23 protein-coding genes are annotated in these 24,284 nt (G+C 51.9%); 4 read left to right on the forward strand and 19 right to left on the reverse strand.

The genetic code is table 11. From position 1 onward, the window contains the following. Positions 1-89: 89 nt before the first annotated feature. From rplU to HOV93_RS08355, 7 genes are all read right to left on the reverse strand, one after another. Positions 90-404, reverse strand: a complete 315-nt coding sequence (rplU, locus tag HOV93_RS08325) for a 50S ribosomal protein L21 (RefSeq protein ID WP_207396023.1) — start codon at positions 402-404, stop codon at positions 90-92. 236 nt (positions 405-640) lie between these two features. Beyond that, complete coding sequence (locus HOV93_RS08330) at positions 641-2,347, reverse strand: Rne/Rng family ribonuclease (RefSeq protein WP_207396024.1); 1,707 nt, start codon at positions 2,345-2,347, stop codon at positions 641-643. Positions 2,348-2,976: 629 nt separating this feature from the next. Beyond that, positions 2,977-4,713, reverse strand: coding sequence for a phosphoenolpyruvate--protein phosphotransferase (gene ptsP / locus HOV93_RS08335; protein ID WP_207396025.1), 1,737 nt, complete (start codon positions 4,711-4,713; stop codon positions 2,977-2,979). 52 nt (positions 4,714-4,765) lie between these two features. Continuing rightward, positions 4,766-5,062 carry an HPr family phosphocarrier protein gene (locus HOV93_RS08340; RefSeq protein ID WP_207396026.1) on the reverse strand — a complete coding sequence of 99 codons (297 nt, stop codon included), beginning with the start codon at positions 5,060-5,062 and terminating at the stop codon, positions 4,766-4,768. Between the two features lie 98 nt (positions 5,063-5,160). Next, positions 5,161-5,637, reverse strand: coding sequence for a PTS sugar transporter subunit IIA (locus HOV93_RS08345; protein WP_207396027.1), 477 nt, complete (start codon positions 5,635-5,637; stop codon positions 5,161-5,163). 99 nt (positions 5,638-5,736) lie between these two features. Beyond that, positions 5,737-6,078, reverse strand: coding sequence for a ribosome hibernation-promoting factor, HPF/YfiA family (hpf, locus tag HOV93_RS08350; RefSeq protein ID WP_207396028.1), 342 nt, complete (start codon positions 6,076-6,078; stop codon positions 5,737-5,739). A 419-nt stretch (positions 6,079-6,497) separates the two neighbouring features. Then, a complete protein-coding gene (locus HOV93_RS08355; protein WP_235990005.1) occupies positions 6,498-8,297 on the reverse strand; it encodes a hypothetical protein in 1,800 nt (599 codons plus the stop codon). A 372-nt stretch (positions 8,298-8,669) separates the two neighbouring features. On the opposite strand from HOV93_RS08355, the gene HOV93_RS08365 reads away from it, so the two are divergent. Further along, on the forward strand, positions 8,670-10,205 hold the full coding sequence (locus HOV93_RS08365; protein WP_207396031.1) for a BBP7 family outer membrane beta-barrel protein: 1,536 nt from the start codon (positions 8,670-8,672) through the stop codon (positions 10,203-10,205). Between the two features lie 139 nt (positions 10,206-10,344). On the opposite strand, the gene HOV93_RS08370 is transcribed toward HOV93_RS08365, so the two are convergent. Continuing rightward, entirely contained in the window at positions 10,345-11,250 is a 906-nt protein-coding gene (locus HOV93_RS08370; protein ID WP_207396032.1) for an HDOD domain-containing protein, read from the reverse strand. A gap of 376 nt (positions 11,251-11,626) precedes the next feature. On the opposite strand from HOV93_RS08370, the gene HOV93_RS08375 reads away from it, so the two are divergent. Next, positions 11,627-11,899 (forward strand): hypothetical protein, encoded by a 273-nt coding sequence (locus HOV93_RS08375; RefSeq protein ID WP_207396033.1) that lies wholly within the window; start codon positions 11,627-11,629, stop codon positions 11,897-11,899. Between the two features lie 18 nt (positions 11,900-11,917). Here HOV93_RS08375 and HOV93_RS08380 read toward each other — a convergent pair whose 3' ends face one another. The 11 genes from HOV93_RS08380 to HOV93_RS08430 form a co-directional block, all read right to left on the reverse strand. Further along, complete coding sequence (locus tag HOV93_RS08380) at positions 11,918-12,583, reverse strand: response regulator transcription factor (protein ID WP_207396034.1); 666 nt, start codon at positions 12,581-12,583, stop codon at positions 11,918-11,920. Further along, positions 12,552-14,477, reverse strand: coding sequence for an ATP-binding protein (locus tag HOV93_RS08385; protein WP_207396035.1), 1,926 nt, complete (start codon positions 14,475-14,477; stop codon positions 12,552-12,554). The genes HOV93_RS08380 and HOV93_RS08385 overlap by 32 nt, the downstream gene beginning before the upstream one ends. A gap of 76 nt (positions 14,478-14,553) precedes the next feature. After that, positions 14,554-14,991 carry a response regulator gene (locus HOV93_RS08390; protein ID WP_207396036.1) on the reverse strand — a complete coding sequence of 146 codons (438 nt, stop codon included), beginning with the start codon at positions 14,989-14,991 and terminating at the stop codon, positions 14,554-14,556. A 49-nt stretch (positions 14,992-15,040) separates the two neighbouring features. Continuing rightward, a complete protein-coding gene (locus HOV93_RS08395; RefSeq protein ID WP_207396037.1) occupies positions 15,041-15,487 on the reverse strand; it encodes a hypothetical protein in 447 nt (148 codons plus the stop codon). A gap of 12 nt (positions 15,488-15,499) precedes the next feature. Further along, on the reverse strand, positions 15,500-16,561 hold the full coding sequence (locus tag HOV93_RS08400; RefSeq protein ID WP_207396038.1) for a DUF1559 domain-containing protein: 1,062 nt from the start codon (positions 16,559-16,561) through the stop codon (positions 15,500-15,502). Next, entirely contained in the window at positions 16,561-16,971 is a 411-nt protein-coding gene (locus HOV93_RS08405) for a hypothetical protein (protein WP_207396039.1), read from the reverse strand. The genes HOV93_RS08400 and HOV93_RS08405 overlap by 1 nt, the downstream gene beginning before the upstream one ends. Next, entirely contained in the window at positions 16,968-17,435 is a 468-nt protein-coding gene (locus HOV93_RS08410) for a PulJ/GspJ family protein (protein WP_207396040.1), read from the reverse strand. The genes HOV93_RS08405 and HOV93_RS08410 overlap by 4 nt, the downstream gene beginning before the upstream one ends. Further along, positions 17,432-17,854 (reverse strand): hypothetical protein, encoded by a 423-nt coding sequence (locus HOV93_RS08415; protein ID WP_207396041.1) that lies wholly within the window; start codon positions 17,852-17,854, stop codon positions 17,432-17,434. The genes HOV93_RS08410 and HOV93_RS08415 overlap by 4 nt, the downstream gene beginning before the upstream one ends. Before the next feature lie 2 nt (positions 17,855-17,856). Continuing rightward, positions 17,857-19,116, reverse strand: coding sequence for a type II secretion system F family protein (locus HOV93_RS08420; protein WP_207396042.1), 1,260 nt, complete (start codon positions 19,114-19,116; stop codon positions 17,857-17,859). 37 nt (positions 19,117-19,153) lie between these two features. Then, positions 19,154-20,302 carry a type II secretion system F family protein gene (locus HOV93_RS08425; protein WP_207396043.1) on the reverse strand — a complete coding sequence of 383 codons (1,149 nt, stop codon included), beginning with the start codon at positions 20,300-20,302 and terminating at the stop codon, positions 19,154-19,156. Positions 20,303-20,326: 24 nt separating this feature from the next. Beyond that, a complete protein-coding gene (locus HOV93_RS08430; RefSeq protein ID WP_207396044.1) occupies positions 20,327-21,382 on the reverse strand; it encodes a type II secretion system F family protein in 1,056 nt (351 codons plus the stop codon). Between the two features lie 86 nt (positions 21,383-21,468). On the opposite strand from HOV93_RS08430, the gene HOV93_RS08435 reads away from it, so the two are divergent. Continuing rightward, positions 21,469-22,107 (forward strand): hypothetical protein, encoded by a 639-nt coding sequence (locus tag HOV93_RS08435; RefSeq protein ID WP_207396045.1) that lies wholly within the window; start codon positions 21,469-21,471, stop codon positions 22,105-22,107. Between the two features lie 444 nt (positions 22,108-22,551). Further along, positions 22,552-24,273: a solute:sodium symporter family transporter gene (locus HOV93_RS08440; protein WP_207396046.1), complete on the forward strand. Its 1,722-nt coding sequence runs from the start codon at positions 22,552-22,554 to the stop codon at positions 24,271-24,273. Positions 24,274-24,284 lie beyond the last annotated feature (11 nt).

A 24,284-nucleotide genomic window follows, 5' to 3' on the forward strand; every position in this document is an offset into this window, starting at 1 on the left:
GCGTCAGAACTTACGTAAAGAGCGCATAAAGAAAGCCACAAGTACACTTACTTGCGGCTTTCTAAATTGTGCAGTTTTACTCAGCTAACCTAAGCAACGATCTCGCTGATCTTCACTTTGGTGTAGAGCTGACGATGGCCTGTCTTGCGTTTGCTGTTCTTACGACGACGGAACTTTTGAATGACCAGCTTTTCGCCTTGGACGACGCCAACCACTTCCGCTTTGACCGAAGCGCCATCAACCGTAGGCTTGCCGATCTTGACGCCGTCTTCACCAGACACCAACAAAACGTTATCGAACGACAAAGCATCGCCGGCGGTCGCCTCGAAGCGGAAATCGATCCGTAACTCTTGGCCTTGTTCGACTTTAATTTGCTTGCCGTCTTCTTGAATAATCGCGTACATCCGATTGAGCCCAACCGAGTTTTATATTTTTGAACAGCCCCTAGTGGGGCGAATGACTTCAGGGGAAACCACACAATTTACCGGGCAAACGGCAAACTGTCGAGGGCACCCAAACTGTTTTCTTCAAATTGGCCCCTGCACTTGCCTGGCGTGCTAGACCTTGGCAACGTTAGAGGCCACACCAGAGCGAGGCACATTAAACATGCCCCACCCATAAACCATTGATACAATAAGACTTAGCGTCGACCATTGCGCGAAGCATCGTGCGGATCGGTCATGTAAATACGGCGGCCTTCCGCATCTTTACATTCCACCTCAACATGCTCAGGAAAGACCGATTCGCTGCCGATGATATGGACAACTACCCGGTTGTCGTCTTCGATAACCGCAATTTCCCGACGTTTCTTGTTATTCAGGTAGGCAGCTACTTCTTCGTTAACTCGGCAATTGATCTGGCTTGCCTTGGGCTGCTGGGCTGCAGCAATCAAGACACGCGTTACCTCAATCGCCATGCTCTCGGACGACTTCACAACGCCACGGCCGCTGCAGCAGGGGCAATCTCGGAAGATGCTTCGCTTGAGACTTGGCCGGACACGCTGACGCGTCATCTCGATCAAACCGAAGGGACTTGTCCGCAGAATCTTCGTACGGGCTCGATCACGTTTGACTGCATCCTTGAGGGCACGCTCGACGTTGGCTCGATGCTTCTCGCGTCGCATGTCGATAAAGTCATTGACGATCACTCCACCAAGGTCACGCAGGCGAAGCTGGCGAGCGATTTCCTTGGCAGCCAACAGGTTTAGATGATAGGCCGCTTCTTCCGAGCTTCCGTCGTAACGGAAGTTTCCACTGTTCACATCAATTGCCACTAGGGCTTCGGTCTGATCGATCACGATCGAACCACCGCGGGACAGGGGAACTTCGCGTTGGTGAATCTTCGCGATTTCCTCGTCCAGGTTATATTTGCGGAACAAGGCATCTTTCGCATCATGCCGATGCAAACGATCGACAAATCGTGGCATTACGAGTTGCAGGAATTCCTTGGCAGCCTCGTACTGCTCTTTTCGATCGATATAAATCGCGTCGACATCGGCCGCAAAGATATCGCGAATAGTGCGAATGATCATATCGCTCTCTTCGTATATCTCGCAGGGTCCAGTCGTCTTGCGAATTCGGCGAACAATCAAACGCCACAGGCGAAGCAGGTACGCCATGTCGCGGGACAGGTCTTTCTTCGTTCGATCTTGTCCGGCTGTGCGGACAATGAACCCCAACCCCTTGGGCGGCTCAAGATCCAAAAGCGTGCCGCGTAAGCGACGACGAACCTGGTCGTCTTCAATCTTGCGAGAAACACCGACTCGACCAAGTGCCGGCATCAAGACCAGGTAGCGCCCTGGAATGCTGATATAGGTCGATAAGGTTGGCCCCTTGTTACCGATCCCTTCCTTGATGACCTGCACGAGGACTTCGTCGCCTCGCTTGAAGATCTCTTGAATAGGTGGCTTAACACGTGGACGTGCCCCGGGACGTTGCCGACGACCGCGACGCTGCTGAGTTTTGGTTCCACCTCCGTCTGAGGGACCGTCGTCGTCCGAGTCGCCATTGTCGTCGCTATCATCGTCCTCGCCGAAGTCACTGCCAAACCGCGATGCGGCTAAATCTTCGGGACGATCGTACTGAGCGGCCGGGTCATATCCACCCTGGCGAAAATACTGCGGCTCGACGTCGCTAATGTGGAGAAAGCCATTCTTGCCGACACCAAAGTCGACAAACGCTGCTTGAATACTCGGCTCAAGATTAACGACAACACCCTTATAGATGTTGCCGACAAAGTTCTCCTGGCTGCTCCGCTCAAGATAGAACTCTTCCAGAATTCCATCTTCCACGATCGCAATCCGGCATTCTTCCGGCTGCGATACGTTGATCAGCATCTCTTTTTTCATGAAAAGCTCGCTTTGGTGCATGGGACCATGACCGCGAAAGCTTTTTCTCGAATGCGATGGTGTTGACTGAGGCTGTCTCGACGATATCTTTCGACCTACGCCGAGCCCGGTCCGGATCTTCTACTGCGGTGGCTTGAGAGCAACCTGAAGTGTTTTCACGCGGCTTGTCGGGTTGTCCAACAGTGTATTCCTTGTTGAGGCAACGATTCTAAAATAGCGATCTATCGCAAAGTGGCCGCAGGTAAAGGGATCTCGCACAATCTATATTCCGCATCTTCGCTGAGGAGCTGCTGTCGTTCTTCGCCCTGTGATGGCGATGGCTGGCTCTAGCGGTTAGCGGTTAATTTGGCGTGTCCTCTTATCGCTGACTTTTGCCATCTTGGGCTTGGGTCACTTGTCTGTCGCTGGTCTCTTGGAATCGGCTCGCTCCCGTAACAGGCTTTTTAAAAGTCCCTGCGACGGGGTCGGTTGCCCTGGATTCGATAAAAGCGTTCTTGCCTTGGACCTGTGTCAAGGAATCCGGCGAATTACGATTCACCGGAAAAATATTCTTCTGTGATTTGTCTATCTGGCCCTGATTAACAAGGCTTTCTTTTTTCGGCTGGTGGACGTACATCCGCCATACCGCATTAGGCATCATCGGGAAACAATTGCCGTAAGTTCTCTCGTAGCAATCGTTTAATTTCCCATGCGTTGTCCATGTCTCGCACACGGGTCGCCAACTCTCGACATTTCTGAGCGGAGACGGTGCGGCATATTTGTTTGATTTCTGGAATCGCGCTCGGCGTAACACTCAAGCTACGCAAACCCATGCCAATTAGCAACATGGTGTAAACAGGATTCCCCCCCATTTGGCCGCACAAGGTGACATCAATATCTCCCTTACGAGCCGAATCGACCGCCATCTGGATGAGTCTCAGGACGGCCGGGTCACAACTATTGTAAAGGGGCGCCACGTCTGGGTTATTGCGGTCTACTGCTAATGTATACTGGACCAAATCATTAGTTCCAATACTAATGAAATCGATTTCCTGAGCGAATCTGTCCAGCATGATGACGCTTGACGGGACCTCAACCATAATGCCGACTTTAAGGTCTCGGTTGAAGGCAATCGACTGCTCTTCGAGATCTTCCATCAAGTCGGAAAGCAGCATCTTGGCCTGACGAAGTTCGTGAAGCGTGCTCACCAAAGGGAACATCACCGATACGTCACCCAGCACGCTGGCCCTTAGAATGGCCCTCAACTGACGGCGAAACTGATCCGTGTTTCGCAACGAAAGCCGGATACTCCGCAGACCTAGAAACGGATTTTGCTCTGGCGGATGCCCATCACCGAAAATCTTATCTGCACCTAAATCCAAGGTACGAATAACGATAGGGCTTCCCTGCATGTCGCGAATGACTTTGGAATAAACCTGGTAGTGGTCTTCTTCGGTCGGCTCGCTTTCTTGGCCCAGGTAAAGAAATTCTGTCCGATACAGCCCCACGCCACTGGCACCGCGCTCGATACACGCGTCGGCCTCGTGCGGGAACTCGATGTTGGCCATCAACGTAATCGTCTCGCCATCGGCCGTAACCGCAGGAAGGTCACGCAAACCGCGAAGCTTGATCTTCGTCTGACGCTGCTGCTCGACTTCATTCTCGTACCGTAAGATCGTCTCTTCGTCAGGCTGGACAATCACCCTGCCTTGATGCCCGTCGATGATCAGCGTCGTATCGGTTTGAATCTCGCGAAGATGAGATCCGACACCAACCACGGCCGGTAGCTCTAAGGCCTCGGCCACGATCGCCGAGTGGCTACCAGGGCCCCCCACCTCGGTGACGATCCCACGGATATTCACGCGATCCAGGTTGGCCATTTCACTGGGCGTCAGATCGTGTGCGATCACGATCGATGGCTGCTTGGCGGCGAGCTTTCGCTTGGCATCCGCGCCGAACAACACATTGAGCAAACGCTGTTCGATGTCGCGAAAATCACCTGCCCTTTCCCTTAAGAAAGGATTCGGCACACGCTCGAAGAACTGGATATAGCGAGCAAATGACTGCGAGACGGCGTATTCGGCCGTGTAATGGCGATAACGAATCGAGTCGATGAGCGACTCGTTTAACTTCTCGTCACGAACCATCTGCAAATGAGCCGAGAAGATTGCTCCGTACTGATCTCCCAGTTCCGTGGCAACTTCGTCCTGGCTGGTCTGAATTTGCTCGGCGACCAGATCCATTGCGTCAGCCAGACGTTTGAGTTCCGCTTCGACATTGGCTCGAGAAATAAAGCGGCGAGATACCTTCGGCTGCTTATCGTCGACCACCATGGCCTTGGCAATAGCCACGCCAGGAGAGACAGCAATCCCTTGGAAAACTCGCATTAAAATTGGCTCACTTTATTTAGTACGAGAACGCGTGAGACGACTTATCGAATCACAATTCGTTCTCTTCATCGTCCTCTTCGATGAAGCGTTTCACAACATCTACCAGGGCATTCGCGGCGACCTCGGCGTCGGGACCGGTGACAATAATGGTCAGTTCGGTTCCGTGTTCGGCTGCTAAAGTCATCACATCGAGAATGCTCTTGCCACTCACTTTTAAGCCATCGCGCGTGATCTCGACCTGAGACTGATATTGCATCGCAACCTTTACGAACAAGTTCGCTGGGCGCGCATGAAGTCCCTGCCGATTTGGCACAATTACTTTTCGAATGATGGATTCATCGCCCATCCGAACGTTGCCCCGTATGAAGGGATGCCGCTAGGAATTCGACTCGATGACCCCGCCTCAAGCCGATTCGGCATCTCCGCCAAGGATTGATGCGAATGTTAGCTGCCGAACTGGTTGTTGTCCGCTTCGTCTAGCAGAGTCTTGATGTCATCGACAGACTTTGACTGCTTCAAAAACTTACAGAACATGTCGTCGCGTAGTTGACGCGAGATGTTCTCCAGAGCTCGGAGGTGATCTCCAGGACGATCCGGAGGCGAAACCAATAAAAAGAACAAGTGGACCGATTCGCCATCCAAGCTGTTGAAGTCGACACCGTCCGCGCTAACGCCAACGGTCCCTACCAGCTTTTCGACGCTGGGGTGCTTTGTATGAGGAACGGCGATGCCTCGGCCAATGCCGGTGCTTCCCAGTTCTTCACGCTTCAGAATGGCTTTGATGATGCTCTCGGCACTATCTTCCATGAGGTCGCCCGACGCCACGAGGCTGGCCGCCAATTCGCGGATGACGGCTTCCTTATCCTTCGACTCTAATTCCGGCTTGATTGCCTTCACACTGATAAAATCGGCAAACTTCATTAGCTAGGTTCCTTTTCATGGTGGACCGGGCCGGTAACAAGTCAGTGCAAAGACTCGGTGCCAGATGTCCAGCGTAGTTTCGCCAGTGTGGTCTCTGTTCTATCCCTCGAAGTTCGTTTCCGCATCGCTGGCAGGTTGCCCTTTACCGCGATGCGCCTTCAGCTTTTCTTTGTGCTTACGGAGCTGCTGTTCCATTTTATGGATGGTGCTGTCCAAAGCTGCAAGGAGGCTTTCCGCTTTGTCTGTCGCCACAAAGTCATCCGTCTTCTCGGCCGTGACGCGCAATTCAACCTCTGGCTTTTCGGTATGCTCCAGGTCGATCGTAACTTCCACCGCAGTGATGCGCTCAAACAATCGGTTTAGCTTAGAAACTTTCTCAGTGATCGTTTCTTGTGAGGCGGGACTCAATTGACCATGGCGCGTTGATATGTTGACTTGCACGTATGAAATCTCCTGACGGGACGATCCGGCTAAGTGGGGCTAAAGCTCGACATATCGGTTAGCTAACCAGACATGACGACGGAGAGGTAGCCCCCGTTTCATCATGGATGCTATAGCGGAAACCACCCAGTCTACAAGCAAGCGATCAGGCTGACAAATGGAGCCACCACCCGTTTCTCACCAATTTCTAGACGTTTTTTAAAAACCGAGAAGTGTCAAATGGCAATCTCCGACCATCCGTTCGTCAGGTGCGATCCCCCCGAGAAGGCGGCAGATCGTCGCAATTAAAGAGAGTTCGCCGTTAATATCATGACAACGGTGGCTTGTGGATACCTGAAGCCAGGTTCCACTAGGCGGCATATCTCCTCCGGATTCACCGGCACCAGGGGCCGCTAGCCAGCTGACTTTTCTAGATTCTGCTACCGATTTTGTCGCTTCGAGAGCTGAAATTGGGTCCAAGCCCGCACAGTCGGCTCGGGATGCCTTAGCAAGGTTTCCAGCTGCAAGCGAGTTTCGTCGGTTAGCTGATCGTCTGAAAATCCACAGATCAGGCGATAAATCAGAGGTCCATGCTCGGGACTTTGCCGCAAAAGCGCGCTCTTCGTGGCTTGGGCTAAAGCTGAATCCTGTGCCAGTAAATTCTGGACATCCATCAAATGGGACTCGAGTAATTGCGGATCTTGAATAGAGCTCGAAGCTTCGCCCCAGACATCTACTTGCCCCAACTGGACAAGGGTTATGGTCGCATCGAGGCGATGTCCGGGCATTTCCGCAGATCGTGAATCTTGTAGATAGCGAATCGGTTCCCCCGAGTTTTGAATGGCCTTAGCGAGAACTGATCCCGGAGTTTTAATCCATGATTCATTCGGCTCGCTCACATCACCTCCACGAACTCCATGATTCATATGGGCGATGACCTTCTGTCCGTACTGAACAGGAATTGGACCGCGACAGCTAGGTATGACTAGTTCTGCTTCACCCGAGATTCCCTCGAAATGAACTTCCTGATTCGCAGTCTGAGTTGCAAAATCAAGTCCACGAGCAACAACCGCCCGCGTGGATAGCCCCAGTCGAACCGGTCCATGAGAGGCCAATATTTTCACTTGTTGCCCGGCAACGTCCAACGTAAACTCCTTGCCAGGCTGCATATCGACGATGAGCGAGCCATACCGAAGTTTGGCGACCTCACCTTCACTCAACGACAATTCCGATAGCGGTCGTAATTCAAGCTGAATCCCTTCACGAATGATTCGGCAATGTCCTCCGGGACTTACGACAACGTCGTTTGTGGTGAGTTGCTGGATCTTTGCTGCTTGCCAAGATCCGCTAAGGGAGTCTTGAAGTAAGGTCCCTAGGGCCGTGTCGACATTCCACGTGTTTGAAACTAGCGGATCTTGATCGATAGAAACGGGCATGTGAAACGCCGTCGTGGCAACTTCCGGCAGCAGGGCCGGGACTGCTGCTTTCGGCGATGTCGTTTCAATTGACGCCATCGACTCGACCTGAGAAACCAGGACGTCCGGTGCGATGTTATCCGTTGGAACCTCTGGAATATTTTTAGGCTCGGAAGCGGATAGTGATTTGCTTTGCCAATGCTGGGCGATCATCGCCTCGACTTTGTCTCGATTCATCGTGACAAATGTAACCAAGACTAAAACACTGGCAGCTAAAGCAAATAAGCGAAAAGTCCCGCCAACCCAGCCTCCCTTCGCAGGCACTGGCCGATCGGCAACCACCTGCTTCTCAGCCAGCGGCGTGCTTGGTGGCGCGGATTGATAGGTTAACGCAGTGAGGTCGATTGCGATTTCATCATTCGCTGCTGGAATAGACTCAATTGGCCCAGGCATGATCGCATACAGACGCTGACGCAGAGCTGGCTCTGTGGGTGTTGGGGTCGAGAGCCATTGGGCAATGATTTCATGGCAAGACGCAACTTCAGCCAAGAGACGATCCGACGCAAAACACTCGTTCTCGAGTTTAACGACTTCTTCGGCGGGTAGTACGTAATCGAGATATTGAGATACTCGTTCAAGACAAAGCGTTCCACGTGCTTCGATCGCCAGTGGAACAATCTCACGCCTTGCCGCTCGATCTTTCAAGTGGCGCAGCAGTTGAGCTACGAACGGGCTTTGTTCGATCTTCAGGGCGATAAGTTCCGCTTGCTGCTCATTCAACAATCCATGTTCATGAGCCAGTAGCGTTCGCAATGTCAGGCGCATCCGTTCCCCTGGACTTGGCTGGGCGTGTTCGTTGTGTCGCTAACTTATGCGATCGATAACCAACCTGACGGATAGTAACGAGCCGACAACCATTTACCCAATAGCGTTTTACAGCGGAAGCTCGACAGCAAGCTCTACGAAATCAGCAAAACTTTTTCATCCCGATTTTTTTGACAAACCTTGTTTCGAAGCGTATTTCTTAACATCCAGTTTCTTATTCCCGTTTCTACGGGCAGTTCTACGGCTCTATCGCCGCGGATGAATAAGGCTAGCGGTCTAGTGCTAGCGATTAGTCGGGTTTTATAAGGCCCTGTCTACCGAAAAGCTCTTTTGCTCTAGAAAATCTGCTATCAACACCGCTAGCAGCTGTCGATGAATGCTAACGGCCACACGGTTGTGGCCACGTGCGGCATGGTGGCCGTGCGAAGCAGGAAGCCAGAGTGTGGAACGGAATCCAATAACTCCGCATTGTTTGGCAGCTTTGAGGTTCGTCACCTCGACGGGTCCGAAGCAAAGTCGTGGAGCATTTTAGTCATGAAGACGTTTCTATCTGTACCTGGTGCCTTGGCCGGATTGCTAAGTGCCAGCGCGTTGTTTGCCCAGTCCCCTGGCGACATCTACCCATCGTCGGCATATCGCCCTGGGGCGACCTACTATGCCGAGCCAAGTGCGCCCGCCAAGTTGTGGTCGCAGCCAACCTCGAATGTGAGCTACAAACCCGAAGCCAGTCTCGAACCTATACAAGGAGACAAAGCTTACATGGATGCCCTTGAAGGCAAGCACGAAGAAGTGGCTCCGCCTGTGATGCCCGGCTTAGAACAATCGGTTCTTTCGTCCGGTGACTGCGACTCAGGCGACTGCTACGGCGGATACGGTAGCGAAGCGTACGCCAATATCTGCATGCCGTGCAACCGCTGGTTTGCCTATGGTGGTGCACTGATCATGAACCGTGACCTCGAGAAAGAGGTTTGGTTGAGCTACGACACGGGTGACATCGGCCGACAAGTCATGGGCTCGCACGATGCCGGGATGGATTGGTCAGGTGGCTACGAAGTTCGCCTTGGCAAACACACCGGCTGCGGTACCTGGGCTTGGGAAGGCGTGTTCTGGGCGATTCGGGACACCACCGAATTCCAAGTGAACAACACGCAAGTCACCGGCAACTTGAACACCGTTCTGGAAGACAACTTCCAAGGTCTTTCGTACAACGGTGGTGGCGGTCTTTCCAATATCGACGACTACTACAACAACGCCTTAAATCACCGACTTCGTCGCACATCGGATTTCTACAATCTTGAACTGAACATGTTCCAAGATCCGACCATGTTCACTTGCAACACGGGTTGCAACAACTTCTCGGTGGGTGTCCTGGGTGGTGTTCGCTACTTCCGATTCGCTGAATCGCTGTCTTACTCTGCCGACACGGTCGACTATAGCTACACCGGTCAAGTCGACGAAGTCAACTACGATATCGACGTATCGAATAACCTGATTGGTCCGCAGATCGGCCTCATCGGCAACTGGACACACGGCTGCTGGAACGTTCACCTGGGTACCAAGTTCGGTATCTACGGTAACATCGTTACGCAGGATTCCGAACTGTATGGTGCCAACGGATACGCAGTAGTCGACAATGTCGCCAGCCCAAACAATGGTGGAGCATTTGACCTGAACAGCTCACGAAGCCGAGTTACCTTCCTGGGTGAACTCGATCTGGGCGTCGATTACCAAGTGTTCAACTGCCTGACTTTCAAGGGTGGTTACCGAGCCCTTGCCGCGAGCGGCGTTGGCCTGGCAGCCGACCAGATCCCGCAAAACTTTGAAGACTTCGCTGTTGTTAATCATGTACAAGCATCAAGCGACATAATCCTTCATGGTGCTTACTTCGGCGGCGAGTTCGTCTGGTAAGACATTGCATTTACGATCTGTTATGCCAAACAGAAAAAAGCCGTTCCCTTGGGAGCGGCTTTTTTTAATTCTTGCTTTTTGTCTCATGGCTTCTTCGATTGGGGGCGACCAAAGAAGCAGCGAAGACTTTGTGCAGAGACTACGTAGCCGCCTTTTGCAGGCTTTGATTGTACAGCTCGACAAGCGTGACCGATGGGTTGGCCAACTTGAGAACCGGAGCAAACTCTTCGTAGTCGGCGTCGACTTTTTCCAAAGTCTCAGCGACCGTTGGACCACCCTTCATCACTTTTTCGTAGCCCGACTGGAAACGCTCCAACTCTTTCCACGATTCGTCGGCGGTTGCCGGCAATAGTGCAGAGAGTGCAACAGCAACACGTCCCGGCTCTTGTTCCGGAGAGGCCAGGTAATCTTCGAGATCCAGGTGTGATTCAATCAGTTCAGCGAATGCTTCTGGCAAACTCCAGCCGCGAGCAATCACACCGCCTGCTTCTGCGTGGGTCCACCCAAACGTTTCGCGTTCCAGATCTGACATACGAGCTTGGCCTTCGCTACGACCCTCGATCAGCGTGCGGTACTTGTCGCCAAGCTCTTTCGCCAGCAACGGCACAGCCATGTCTTGCAGCAGAGCAGCGGCAAACAAATCTTCGGCATCCTTCAAGCCCAGATGCTTTCCAACAGATCGGGCAAACAGACCGCGGCGCAGAGAATCTTGCCACAGGCTTTTGAGATCAAATGGGCCACTCTTTGGGTTGGGCATCAAGCTGAAGACAGCACTCCAAAGTGCGAAATTCTTGATCGTGCGAATCCCCACAAGCGTAATAGCAAGCTTTACGTTGGAAATCTCTCGCGAGAAACCGAAGTACGACGAGTTTACGAATCGCAATACCTGTCCGGTCAGCCCTGGATCAGCTTCGATGGGTACCGCAAATTCTGCGGGTCCATTTTCGGGGTCTTGAGCGAGTTCTAACAATCGAATAGCGCTTTGCGGTAAAGCAGGCAGTTGGGCTCCGGCCAGCAGATCTTTAAGAGAAGTATTTTGAGTCATCGTGATTCTCATCCCGTCAATTTTGGAAGCGAAAAGTTCCCCCGGTCGCTCGGTTCGAAACGCAGACCGCACGTGAAATAAATAGGTCACGGCACACCTTGAGGCAACTTTCGATTTTCGAAGATTGAGCTTTCACGGAAATCCAGCGGTGTCGCTCACGCATCGCGTTTCCAAAAAGCAACATCGCACACCCATATTGTGAGGCAAGAACGCCACAGGAAAGTAGCAACCAGTCAGCATCCACGTTCTGCAACCGACTTTCACTACAGAGGTTAGGGAAACCCAGTGACAATTCAGGCCGTCATGGCACATTCTCTGCAAAACAGGAGGAGGAACGACTTCTTGCTTTTCAAGTATTTGCAGAAACGAACTTTCCGTGATTCGCTTGCTTCTTTGTGTTTTTCTCGTACTCGGAGCGTTGTGGACAGCGACCTCCATGGTGCTGCCAACGCGTGGCCCGGCTGCTCAGCCGGAAGTCACGGTCATCTGGCGGCGAACCGACCAAGGATGGCTACGAGCCGAGAGTTGGCTCGTAACGAAAGATTATCTCTATCAGGAACCGAAGCCCCCACTTTATCCGATGACGCTCCTCCCGATTATCGTCACGCTGAGTATCGGGGCCCTCGTGCTAGGGCAGCCAAGAGATTGACGCGTTGCTCTTGAACGATCACTCTTCTTCTTCCATCCCTTCGCCGGAATCCGCATTCGATTCGATCTCAGCACGAAGCTCGTCGATCTTCATCGCTAGCCGGGTCAAATCCGGAATATTGTCGACGTTCATCTTCTTGAAGACGTTATGGCGACGTGCCTCGACAGTTCTTAGGCTTACATCCAGCCGATTGGCGATTACTTTGTTCGCCTTGCCGACCATCATGAGTTTCATAACTTCGCGTTCGCCGGCGTTCAGCTTCTCGTAGTTTTCTTTGGCTTCGGCCGACTCTTTGGATTCCTGCCTCCAACGGGCATCCAAGGCGATCGCTTCATTAACCGAATCGACGATTTCCTGCTGCTGGCAAGGCTTTTCCAGAAAGGTGATCGCACCGTTACGCATCGCTTTCACCGCGATCTGCATATTCGCATGCGCCGAGATAAGGATGACTGGAATGCGTTCCCCCATTTCAACCAATTGCTCTTGCAGTTCTAAACCACTAAGCCCCAACATTCGCATATCGGTTACGACGCAACCGGGACGGTTGGCATCGAATGATTGCAAATATTGTTCAGCGGATGCAAACGTTTCGACTTGAAGGCCGAGGGAACGAATGAGCATCCCAATCGATTCACGTGCCGCAGGGTCGTCGTCAATGACAAACACGGTCGGATTCGTCGGCATAGCCAGTTACCTGTTGGAGGGAAGTTGGAAGCGTAAAGAAAAAGCTTGTACCGCGTGAAGTGCCAGATTCAACCCAAATCTTGCCCCCATGCGACTCGATAATCGTGCGACTGATAGATAGGCCCATCCCCATTCCTTTTTCCTTGGTGGACTGAAACGCCTCGAACACGTCGAAGGCCGGAGGAAGCCCTACACCGTAGTCACGCACCGAAATCTGAACCATCGGGTCTTGCTTGGTTTCCACAAGTTTCGACTTAATTTCGATGATACGTTCGGCATTGTTGTCATCAATCGCATCAATCGCATTGGTGATCAAATTGATCAAGACCTGTTCTATTTGAATTCTATCCACAAATACACGGGGCGTCGAAGAATCTATCTCAAGAGAAATCTCGATCGCCTGCTCTTCCAAAAGCGGTGTCAGGAGAGCAATCGAGTCGCCCAGCAAATCTTTGATCTCAGCGGATTCCGCTTTGGGAGCAGTACGACTAACGAAATTCCGAAGTCGGCGAATAATCTCGGCGGCACGCCGGGCTTGCTGGCCAATTCTTGAAACGCACTGCTGCAAACTCGGCTTATCAATCCCCTCAGGCAACTTGAGGAGGTTTTCACAAGTCCCAGCGTAGTTCGAGATTGCGTAAAGCGGTTGATTTACCTCGTGAGCAAGCCCCGCGACCAATTCTCCCATGGCCGTCAATCGCAGAAAGTGGGCGAGCTCTGCGTTATGCCGCCGGATTTCTTCCTCGGCATTGACCTTCTCGGTGATGTCGTGAACAACTCCAACCACATGTGAGTTCTGGCTATCGGACACGTGGACAGGAGAAATAGAGATCTCAACCCAGCGAAATTCCTCGTTTTCAGCCTGGATCCTTATTGTGTCGCGTGCCGGTTGTCTGGAATGAATCCCTGCGACTATCAAACGCAATCGGGCATCGTAACGCGAATCACAGCGAATGACTTTCAGTCCGATTTGGCCGACTAATTCGCGATCGCAACCGACAATCTCAAGAAATGCCTGGTTGCAGTCGACAACCTTGATCTCGCCGAGAGAGAGTTGAACGATAAAGATTCCATCCCCCGCCGAAGCAATCGCTCGGTCGCGAATACGCATTTCTGTTTCGGCTGCTTTGCGTAGGGTAATGTCTTGAAACACATATTGCGTCGCATTTTGACCGTAATAATCCACCGAGGTGGTCATCAATTCAACGTCTAAAAGCGTCCCGTCAACCCGACGCAAAACGTACTCATTTAGTTGGCTTGGTGAACGTCTATCAGCATTCCCTTCATCGCCTCTGCCCAAGACTCCGTTATCTGGGATGTCAAATGCTTCGATAAACTTTCCGACCACTTCGGCCGTGGAACTAGCCCGCAAACATTTTTGAGCCATTCCATTGGCGAGGACAATCTTTCCTTCACATGCGACGACGATCGACGTCGGAGAATGATCGATCAGAGCGCGGTACCGCTGTTCGCTGTTGCGAAGCGCTTCTTCTGCCTCCATCTTCTCGCGTTGTAGACGCCACTCTCGAACGGACCTCTTGGCTAATCGAGGTAATTCTGTGAAGCCGCTTTCCGACTTGACGACATAATCGATCGCACCGCGTTTTAAAACGTCAACGGCCGTCTGCTCATCGCCCTGGCTCGTGATGATCATTACCGGATACCGGCCCGCTTTCCCTTGCGGCTCGATCAAGTCGGTCCCCAAACCATCGGGAAGCGAAAGATCGACGATTACCAGATCAGGTACCGCTTGTTCGATGGTATCGCGTGCATCTTTGAGCGAGAAATGAGTCGTCAGTTCGAAGTCTTCGATTTCTGAACGAAAACCACGCATGATAAGTCGCGCATGCGCGGGATCGTCTTCAACAATCAACAAACGCAACTTACCTACCATAGTTATTCCGCAGAAAATTCGGGGATGAGCACTGCCTGGTGGCTTCGTCGCAGGCAATGGAAGTTGAACTTTCCCTTCAAGTTGAAGGTGTATGATTCAACTCGGTCCAATAGGCCCCGACAGACCGCATTACCTTGACAAATTGCAAGTATTCAATTGGTTTTACCAAATAGCTGTTTGCAAACCTATCGGTCGCTCCGCGAACATCCGAGTCGGCATCCGAAGTTGTGAGAATGACGACCGGAATTTGTCGAAGCACCGAGTCTTGTTTAATTCGTCCCAGCACTGTCAGGCCATCAAACTTAGGAATTCGCAGATCAAGCAATACCAAGTGTGGCAGCTTGTTCATGTGCTCGAATCTACCGGTCTGAAAAAGATATGCGAGGGCAGCCTCGCCATCGCTAACGTGATCGATATCCAGCGATTCACCAAACTCGCTGAGTGTCCTCATCATCAGTTTCGCATGGGCCGGATTGTCTTCGACCAAGAGAACGCGACTGATATTGCTGACCATCCTATGCCCTCGTTAAAAATTCGCGATCAATATCCCTAGCAAGCTTCGATCACGATTGCTCAGGTGTTTCTTTGAGTGACTTGACGTATTGATCACTATCTTGAGGACTCCTGCTGCGGCGTTCAATCAGTATTGTCCCGAATGCCAGCAAAATCAACGAGATGAAGATCCAAGCCAAGTCACATAAGGCCGTTAGCGCCGTAGGAACCGCCAGAAATGGCGTGCAGGCCGCGCCAATCACACTACCAAGAATTAAACCAACGATTGCCCCAGGCCAAAAAGACTCGCGGATCCATCCTATGATGAATCCTACTACGGCACCGGTCACTACCATGGCCACGCTCCAAGAGACCCATTGCTCTGTTGCTACCGCCGAGCCGTAGACGTCATGCGTTTGAAATGATTGCACGATTGGCATGGCGATGCGTGCCAGAATCGCCGAGAACGCAACCAGCAGCATCAGAAAGATCAGTGGGAAGGATTGACCTTTTAACATGAATATTTCCGTCTAGTACTCACTGACTCTCAATTGGCCGTCAGAGCGATGTCCCATCTGATGGAACGGGACCGATCCAATCGTTTCCGAGATGAAGCGTACGCTACCATCGCCTAGAGCCGTGTTGACACCTCCGGGATGGTAACTTCCTATGCCGCCCACATATAGTGTTGGGTCGTTCGGAATCACGCCAAGCACTTTCGCTTGCAATAGCGGCACATTCTTCCCCTTGAAGTCCATAAAATCGGCTTCGGTCAGGTTCTTGGCCTCTTCGCCTTGCTCGCCTTCTTCCTTTTCCGCTTCTTCGTCACTGACATCGTTACCTGGAATCATCGCGCTAATATTATCAAACGCTTCCCCTGGCTGCATCTCAAGCGTGTTTAACCATTCTGGGTCGGTATAGACATTGGGCAACGCCATCGCGGGGCCACTTTTTGGAGATGCCCCTGTGTTACGAAGAGTTGCTCTCGTACCGCTTAACCAACCAAGATTACTGGTGGGTATTATATTGGCTTCCCCGAGAAATAGCGTGAAGGCCACACCGTCGCTGAAATCCGCAGTCGAGAGAGATTTGTTCAATATAAACGCCCCCGTATTCGATTCACTGATCGGCAATTCACAATGGTTGTGAATCCCCACATAGTGAGAAGCACCGACTCGATTATTCACTCGATTGACGGGACTTGAAGGACACTCCAGCATCTCCAGACTTAAAGCCCTGGGACCATTTTGCACCTTATCGTAGACTCCTTTTTTGAAGTCGATATGGTTGTAGGTGGTTGCGTCTCCTAGGTAGGGGAGGGTGGCCGAAATCCAATTGTGATGATACCCCTTAGGAATATTCCGAATGGGGCTCGTATCGTTGATTGAACCTGCAGGGAAATGCTGATTCGCGGACTCGTAGTTGTGCAGAGCCAGTACCAACTGGGCGAGATGGTTCATGCACTGCATCCGGCGGGCCGCTTCGCGAGCCTGTTGCACGGCGGGAAGCAGCAAGGCAATCAATACGCCAATAATGGCAATGACTACCAGTAATTCGACCAACGTAAATCCGCGGAAAGTTCTCGCGTTCATTAGTTTATCTCCGACGCTGGGAGTGAAATGGTCCATGTTCTTTGGTCACGAAGCATCGCTACGGAGTCATCACCAAGCTCGACGATGATCTCTAATTTGCGAAGTTTCGGGTCGCCATCTGGCTCGACCTTGATGATTGCCTTGGCTGCCTGCCTGAGGCCACTGTCCGCCTTAACAAGCTGCCACGATTCTCCGTCGTATTCTGGCTGAGCTGCTAAGCGCGACTTCGCTAACTCAATTGCGGCCTCGAATAACAAGTCCATTTGCGGCCGACTCAAATCCGTAGCCGAATGCCGCGAATGCGACGCAACCCGCATTAACGAAGCGGTGGCGATCAGCACAGCCGCCACCATGGCTACCAGAACAAACACACTGACAAAGCCGCTTGGCTTGCATGATCTCGGTTTCATGGCCGCCTCCCGATGGTTTGTTCAATGACGTACTCTTCCGAAGATGGTAACCCTTGGTTTGCTTCAATCAGCACACGCACTTGCTCTGCATCGTTCTGAGAAATGGTGACGCGGCACCTGGGCAATCGATAACCTTCCAATTGGACTTTATTCGATTCCTGGAACGTTAGCGTGCGTTCGAAGAGCCCACCCTTATTTTTGTACGAGACCGACGAGTCAAGCTTCTCAATGGTTAGCGTTTGATTATCAGGCAACGCGACTTCCGTCGCATCTCGTAAGTCCTGACGAAGTTGTGATTCCAACCGCGTGACTCCACTTTGCAATTCAAGCCAGTCCTGTGCCTGACGGGAATTGAGCTGACTCTGATGCAACAGCTTGATAGCAAGCGTGGCGATCACTCCACCGATCACCATGATCACTAACGTTTCGATCAAGCTGGTTCCTTTGTTACGTCGCGATCTCATGGCTGCTCCTCCGCGACTTCCCGTGGTGTCTGCTCGAATCGCCAAGCGACCAACGAGTATTCCGGCAAATGCGGAGACTTTGGCTTCCACGTCAGGACAATCCGTTGTCCGTCGGCTGGCTCGGAAACTGCATTCAGCTCGACTTGAATCGTATCTGGAGGCAATTCTTGCTGCTGCTCTAGCTGTTGAGTCCAACTTTCGATTGTCTCTTTGGCAATTTCTGTCTCATCGGCCGCGACGACGCGTTGGGCAAGATTGCTCAATGTTTGCTCTGCCACTAATTTCTGCTTGGAAAGCCCAATCCGAGCCGACTGGACAACCTGGATGGAGAGCACCACTGACAACATAGCCCCCAAGATTGAAAGCGCGACAACGCATTCGATCACAGATAATCCAAGCTGACTGACGTTTCGGGACATGATTAGTTGACCGGCGAATAAAGGGACAAGTTAGTCACCAAGTTGATAATTGGCAGGAAGATCCCAATGGCAGCAAACAGTACCGGCAGCGCGGCCAGCATGACAAGAATTGGCAAGGCGATCTTCATGGCCGGAGCCATCCGTTGCAAATGACGACGACGCTTGCCAATCGATATCTCTTTGAGCGCCCAAGACAGGTTGCCTGCGTCCTGTGCCGAGCTGGCCAAAGCCGCTTCACCGCGATTCAGAATCCCCTCGGTGCGGAGCGATTCAATCCAGTCTGCGCCGGCTTTTTGTTGTCTACCGACCTGCCGAGCGGCTCGCCGAATTCTTCCGGCCGGAAACTTGGCTTGAACAACTTCCAACGCACTTTGTACCGGCAGATTGGCAGCAACCACCACCGAGAGAACGTTCAAAAATCGACACTCGTTCAGTGGCCCATGAACCCAACGAAGCCCCCAAGGCAGTTCACTGAAGACTCCACATTGCACCATTATCATCAACACAAACAGCAATAAGGCGATGGGAATGATGAAATACAAACACCACAAAATGATATCCGTCGACCATTGACTCCAAACCCACAACGCTGGGAAGCCACTCGCACTCAAATCAAATTCATCCATGATCATCGCTATGACAGGCTTGATTTTAATTTCGGTGAACGTCAGCAACGCCAATTGAAATAATCCGACCATAACAACCGTAATCAGGCCACCCAAGAACAGGTCGAGATTGCCATAGTTGGTCGTGTCGTCACGAATAAATTGCTTGGAATGCTTGTTGATTACGTCGACGTTGCCCATCGTCCGGCCCAGCTCGAGCATCATGACCGTTTCCGCCGGCAAAAACACACGCGCGACGCGCGACGCATCGACGAGGCTCATGCCTGCCCCCAGCGCCTTGGCGAATCGATCTGCTTTTCGCTCCTGAAGACCCGTTGCCTCTTGCCGGTACGCGACTGCACTGGCAACCGGCGAGATACCTTTCTCCATCCCCGCGATCACGATCGAAACCAGGCTACGGTTCTCCATCACACGGTAACGCTGCATACCAATGCCAAAGAGAACAAAACAGACGACCGGGATTAAGAGGGCGGCGACAAACCCCGAAATACCTGTCCACCAACCCACGCCACCAATACAAATGATCATCCAGGCCGTGAGACGAAGCGAACGACGCAGCAAGGATGATTCTTCATGAGTCGTGCTGTCCCACTGATTCGACAGAACGAGCAGAACAACGCCCAAGAGGACGGCCATCCAGAGATTCTGTAAGTGGTAAAGAAGATCCATGATCTCAGGTCAACGCTTGAATCAAGTCAATTAAAGGTGAAACTAAAACGACAAGACGAATAGCCGCCCAAAACAGGGCCGCCAACACTAGAATAGTGATCACTGGCGGCCCAATCTTGCGAATTAATTCTCGCCGAAGAGCCAAACGTTCCTTTAAAAGCCGTTCGGCGCTCTCTAATGCTTCTGAAAGAGAATTGTTCGATTCCCCCCAACGCACCAAGGGGAGAATCGATGAAGGTATGTCCGGCGAAACCTGCCAGACTTCCCCTAAGTGCTTACCCTGCTCCATTTTCTCGGCCCAAATCGGCACCAATTCCGCGTAGCGGCGACTGGAAACCGCGTCCTCTAGAAGACGTAAAGCGGTAGGGGTCGGAATATTCTGAGCGACTAAGAGCCGAAGCTTGATGATCAAATCGAGCGATTCATACCACCAGAAGATTTTTCCGACCAGCGGTACACTTCGTCTCAACAAGGCGGTCTGTGCAGGTGTCAGGAATGCAGGAATTAAGAGCAACCCCACGATCCCTAACAGAAAAAAACTGACCCACGAAATGGTGGGAGCCCGAAAGATTTCCGGATCAAACGACAAATCAAGATCAAAGTCTTCATAGATGGAAAGAAACTGCGTCTGAATCATCGGCATGATGAACACGTTCAAAAAGTCGACGACCAGCAGCGTCACCGTGGCCAAAAGCAGAGGATACGAAAGTGCGGCCCACAAATCACGCCAATACTCGTTCCGCCAATTTTCTTCTTCCAGCAACTCGTAAAGCGTCTCTCCGAGTCGATGCGATTGAATGCCGGCAACCAAAATACTTTGGTGATACTTGGGGAGTCGCACGAAACTGAGATCGTGATCGACCAACGGGTTCCCTCCGGCGCGAACCTCTTTAGCTAACTGCCGGAAGGCTTGTTTGAGTTTCCGCTGCGAGACCTCCTCAGCAAATGCTTCCAGGCCTTCATCCAATGGCATTCCGGTATTGGACAACTCGCCGATGCAGCGTAGAAGCTCGGCCGACTCGGCCTGATTAAGTGAAATGAGAGAAGGATTGACTTCGTGCTCTATCTTCAAATCATCAGCGGTCTCCGCACTGCTTACCAGCGGGCGATTCAACTCGGAATCATGATTCGAAGAACCGATAGGTGGCTGCATGAACGAAACGCGGGAACAACTTGGCTAAATAGGAAGGACCAGCACGTGACGCAGAATTCCAATCCAGGGAACAAAAAGCATCAACGCATAAAGGACAACGACAAAGCCGCCGATCACCAGTGTGGCATAAATAGGAAGCTGATTCTGAATCCATAGCCCCTGTCGCCGGGCTTGGGAATAGTATCGCTCGCCGGTAAGTGTCAGGCTATCCGCCAGAGCATCAGGCTCTAAATGCGACGCCAAGAGCCATCGGCTCAAAGGATTCAACTCGGCAGGAGACGTTTTCAAGTCTCCCATTTCTATGCGGTTGGCCCATAAACGACCGCTCACTGTCATACGACGATTGCAGGTCGCTTCGGTCGCCAATCTGACTGCTTCAGGAAGAGGACATCGATGGCGAATCAACAACCCCATCAAATCGAAGACCATCGCCCATTGACAATTCCGAGCTACTTTCTTCGCCCCCGGCAACAGCCAGGTTACAAAGCCATCTCCCAAAAACAGAAATGAGGGCCAGACTTGCAACAGTGCGATACAGAACAGCAGCAAGCCGCCAAAGGGGATCAACGCGATGAAAAGTGGCTTCAATGCGGAGAAAAAATCGATCGAGCGAATGATGAAGGACGTTTCCGGAAGGAACGAATTGATGCAGATTTCACGCATCATCCGCAGTTGTTCCATCCCCACAGTCGCTCCGAAGATGCCTGCAAGGATCAACAATATGGCCGGATAGACTGAAGCTGTGAGGTAAGAGATCCGCATCTTTTGGACGCGCCGGGCGGTTGCCGCGATATCCTCCAACGCAGATGTCAACCTACCGCTGCGAATTCCGGCCGTCACCACGGCACGATACATGGGCGGAAACCCAGTCCCCAGTTCTTCGATCGCGTCCTCCAGCGACTGCCCTGCAGAAAGACGCTCGGAGAGATCCTCGCCCAAACGGCGAAGACGTCCCGTAAGATCCTTACTCATTCTCCCCAAATGAGGATCGAGTGGTAATTCGACACGTGATAACGAAATAATCTCGGCATTGAGGGCGAGAATATCTTCTAAACGGTATGATGGACGTGTCGAAGCCACACACAGTCTTTCCAGGGACAAATAGAGAATAGCACCGCAGCTTTATTCTAACCACGTTTCCCCCTCGACGGAAGAAAACTGACATCTTGTCCATTTTCAATTTTCTCCTAACAGTGCTTTTGTTAGGCATTTGCATCGGCTGCAGTCGCCCCCGGCAAGCACCACCTAAGCCGGAACCAGACGCAATTAAATCCAAATCGATTGATCCTCAACGGGTTCTCAAATCGGCCGATTCAGATCCTCAACCTTTGCCGCCAACGGTCTACCAGGACTCCGACGGATCTGTCGATCTGTCCCCGCTTACAGCCAAGTTGATTGGGGAAGGCATCGATCTCAATGAATGGGACCAAATCGTCGGCTTCAAAAATCGAGACCAACGGGTCCTCTGGCAAATCCACATTTCCACGCCAGGTACCTATCAAATTGAAGTCGATGCCATTTGCACAAGTCCCACGCAAGAGGCCAGAATGCGTGTTTATATAGGAGATACACGCTTTTTAGAGGACCTGATTCAACTGAGCGATAACGATCAAACGCTCACGACAACGCGTCTCGGAGAGATAACACTGGATGCGCCTAAGGAATATCGCATCGAGATTGAGATGGTTGGACTTCCCTTGATCGGAAAGTTCTCTATCAGCGAAGTTCGCCTCGTTCCGCTCGAAGAAAACCCCTCGTCGCTTCCAAAATTTCAAACGGAAGATGGCTTCAACGAAGGTAACTAGCTGAACAGAGTGGATCGCTATTTTTGTTTCCGCTGCTGCTGCAGAATTGAAACGATAAAAAACATGATTCGCCTCTCGCAAAAAAAGTTCTGTGCCTACGTTATTGTAGGCTGAACGCATCCACGTTCTCTGTGGTTTGCCGAATATCGACGAAAGTAGGTCTCTAGTTAATCCATCGGCTAATTCAGATGTGGTTGATTGGATAAAACAGGAAGAATTCTGCTCTCGACCATCTCACAATGCGTCGTCCAATCAGACGGGACCGATGGGACCCGTAGTTTCACTAGGCACGGCTATGGGCTTGTCGGGATTGCGTCACTCATTTGAATAGCGCAAAATTTCTCAACCTTCATTGCACTTTTCTCATTGCGTTGAGCCCCCTAAAGGTTAACCTCAACCGTTTCCTCACTCCTCGTGCCCCCGCAACTATTCACAGGCAGCCCCATGCTTGAAACGGCTATCATCCTCGGTTCGTTCATCTTCTTCACGGCCCTGGTGGGTTTTATCACTTGGTTGATTACGCGCAAGGACGACCACGGATCGTCGGCAGGCTACTTTCTTGCCGGCCGAACTCTGACGGGGGGCTATATCGCAGGTTCACTTATGCTGACCAACCTGTCGACTGAACAGTTAGTCGGCCTGAACGGTGCCGCATTCAAAGACGGCATCTGCGTGATGGCGTGGGAAGTCCTGGCCGGCGCGTCCCTGGTAGTGATGGCGCTCTACTTTCTACCGCGTTACCTAAAAAGTGGAATTGCGACCGTCCCAGAGTTCCTCGAAGAGCGTTTTGGTGACTCCACGCGAGCCATAACTTCGCTCATCTTCATAGTCGCCTACGCAGGAATTTTGCTGCCCATTATCCTGTATACGGGAGCGACGGGCCTGACGGGAATTCTCGACGTGAAAGGAATTCTTGGAATCGAAAGGCCGGATGTTGCGGCCAGCGCTCCGGCCGAAGCGATGGGGACGGCAGACTACGCGATCCTTTGGGGTGCCGTGTGGATGATCGGTATCATTGGTTCGCTTTACGCGATTTTTGGCGGTCTAAGAACCGTTGCAGTTTCCGACACACTCAACGGCTTCGGCTTGCTCATCGGTGGTTTTCTGATCTTGTTCTTCGGGCTCAATGCAATCAACAGCGAAAGCATCTTCCAAGCAGTCGAAGAACTGTACGTGGCCAATCCGGAAAAATTCAATTCCCTCGGCGGTCCCGAATCATCTGTACCGTTCTCAACGCTCTTCACCGGCGTTTTATTGTTGAATCTCTTTTATTGGTGCACGAACCAACAGATCATTCAGCGAACCTTTGGGGCCAGCAGCTTAAAAGAAGGGCAGAAGGGTGTCCTATTGGCAGGTGTTTTGAAAATCCTTGCCCCACTGATTCTCGTTATTCCTGGTTTGATTGCATTTCACCTCTATGGCTCAACGATTGCCAATGATAAAGCCTACGGCACGTTGGTCAGTGATGTGCTGCCTACCTGGCTCGCTGGATTCTTTGCTGCGGTTATGGTTGGGGCCATTCTCAGTTCGTTCAATTCGGCACTTAATAGCACGGCCACATTGTTTAGTCTGGGCGTGTACAAACAGATGCTGCATCCCGACGCGACGGATAAACGCGTTATTTTCGCCGGAAAAATATTTGCCACGATCTTGGCAGTTTTTTCCATGTCGATCGCACCGCTGCTTGCCGGGCAGGAGAGTATTTTCGGCTACCTTCAGAAGATGAACGGACTATACTTCATCCCGATCTTCTCCGTGGTTCTCGTCGGCATGCTATCCAAGCGGGCCCCAAAAATTGCAGCCGATATCGCTTTGACCGTCGGGTTTACCGCCATTGCCATATTCTATTTTGTTATTCAACCGAGGACAGCGGACGCAGCGATCGACCTAAACCAGCCGTTCTACGACTTCCACTTTCTGGGGCTTATGTTCGCCTTGCTGGTAGGCTTCCAACTCTTGATGGCCCGAGTCTCACCTCGGGAAACACCGTACGAGCAAAAGGATGCAGGGGCGGTCGACATGACCAGTTGGCCCTTGGCGAAACCACTGGGAATCAGTTTGATCGTCGTGGTGTTTGGCATCTACGGTTTCTTTGCCTGCATCAACACCATCTTCCCGGTCACCTCGGCTGAATCCGCTGAGGCCCGCGCAGCTCAAGTTGACTAACTGCTGCAGAG

Source organism: Bremerella alba (assembly GCF_013618625.1).
Lineage (GTDB): Bacteria > Planctomycetota > Planctomycetia > Pirellulales > Pirellulaceae > Bremerella > Bremerella alba.